This is a genomic window from Enterobacter sp. 940_PEND, assembly GCF_001059415.1.
GTDB classification, from domain to species: domain Bacteria; phylum Pseudomonadota; class Gammaproteobacteria; order Enterobacterales; family Enterobacteriaceae; genus Enterobacter; species Enterobacter cloacae_M.
Map to the genome: position 1 here is coordinate 1 of NZ_JUMS01000094.1, position 1,786 is coordinate 1,786.

General features: G+C 55.1%; 1 protein-coding gene. It reads right to left on the reverse strand.

Annotation, left to right across the window (positions count from 1 at the left end; genetic code table 11):
• Window positions 1-125 precede the first annotated feature (125 nt).
• Complete coding sequence (gene emmdR / locus ADJ24_RS13245) at window positions 126-1,580, reverse strand: multidrug efflux MATE transporter EmmdR (RefSeq protein ID WP_123244567.1); 1,455 nt, start codon at window positions 1,578-1,580, stop codon at window positions 126-128.
• Between the last annotated feature and the right edge of the window lie 206 nt (window positions 1,581-1,786).

Consider the following 1,786-nt stretch of genomic DNA (forward strand, 5'->3'; position numbering starts at 1 on the left):
CTACCGACTGAACTACAGAGGAATCGTGTGAACGGGGCGCATATTATCGATGCTCCCCCATGATGTCAAAGGCAGAATGCACATTTCCGATCGTTTGCCGAATTATTCTCCACTTCGCGCAATTGTCAGGCATTTTTTCGCGGATATTTCCACAGCCAGCGCCCGCTGACCATCCGCCAGTAGAACAGCGCGCCCCGCACGGCCCAGTCGAGGAACATCCCCAGCCAGACGCCGACCACCCCCCATCCGAGCATCACCCCGAGCGTATACCCCGCGACAACGCGACATCCCCACATGCCCAGCATCGATACCCACATCGCAAAGCGGGCATCGCGCGCTCCTTTCAGCCCGGCGGGCAATACCCATGAGGCCGCCCAGATGGGCATAAAGGCCGCGTTGAGCCAGATGAGGATCTTAACAACCTCTTTAACGTCGTCTTCGTGGGTATAGAACGAGGCCATCAGCCCGGCAAACGGCGCGGTTCCCCAGGCGATCAGCGTCAGCCCAATGGTCGACAGCCAGAACACGTGCCGCAGCTGCCGCTCCGCCTGGCCTATCTGCCCTTTCCCGAGCCGCTTACCCGTAATAATGGTCGATGCCGAACCCAGCGCGTTACCCGGCAGGTTAATCAGCGAGGCAATAGAGAAGGCTATAAAGTTACCGGCGATAACGTCGGTGCCCATCCCGGCGACAAACATCTGCGTGAGCAGCTTCCCGCCGTTGAATAACACCGATTCAATGCTGGCGGGAATGCCGATCCCCATCACTTCCCAGATAATGGCGAAATTAAAGGGGCGGAAATAGCTTTTCAGCGTCAGACGCAGGGAGGGGGTAATCCCCGCCATCAGTACCCCGATGATGGCTGCCGCACCGATATAGCGTGAAATGGTTAATCCCAGTCCGGCACCGACGAACCCCAGCCCCTCCCACGAGAACACGCCATAGATCAGCACGCTGCTGATAATAATATTCAGGATATTCATCCCGCCGTTGATCAGCAGCGGAATTTTGGTGTTGCCCGCCCCGCGCAGCGCGCCGCTGCCAATCAGCGCAATGGCCGCCGCCGGATAGCTTAAGACGGTCATTTCGAGGTAGGTCAGTGCCAGGTCTTTAACCTCGTTCGTGGCCTCCCCGGCGACAAAATCGATAATCTCTTTACCGAAATAGTGGATCACCGCCGCCAGAACGATCGAAAAAATGGTCATGATCATCAGCGACTGGCGGGCCGCCTCGCGTGCACGTTTGGGATCAAGCTTGCCGAGGCTAAAGGCCACCACCACCGTCGTCCCGAGGTCTATGGCGGCAAAGAACGAGATCACCACCATGTTAAAGCTGTCCGCTAGCCCAACCCCAGCCATCGCCTCTTTTCCCAGCCAGCTCACCAGGAAGGTGCTCAAAACCCCCATCAGCAGAACGCAGGTATTTTCCAGGAAGATAGGCACGGCAAGAGGGGTGATTTCACGCCAGAACAGGACACGATAGCTTTTACGTTTTGCATACCATGGCGTGCGAGTTATCGCCTGGCGTAAGGAGGCAGTGACGTTCAAAATGGACCTTAGCGAGAAAAGTTGAAACTCCATTTCAAATGATGAGGGACAAATGCTAATCCTGCAAAGTATTTTCCAGAAAAAGATGTGTGGATTTACAACAAACTGACGACAGAATCAGCAATCAGTCGATTTTCCCTAAGATCAGGTTTGACAAAACTTTTTTCGCCGCTAAGATAAGCCTCCACAACGATTCCTCTGTAGTTCAGTCGGTAGAACGGCGGACTGTTAATCCGTAT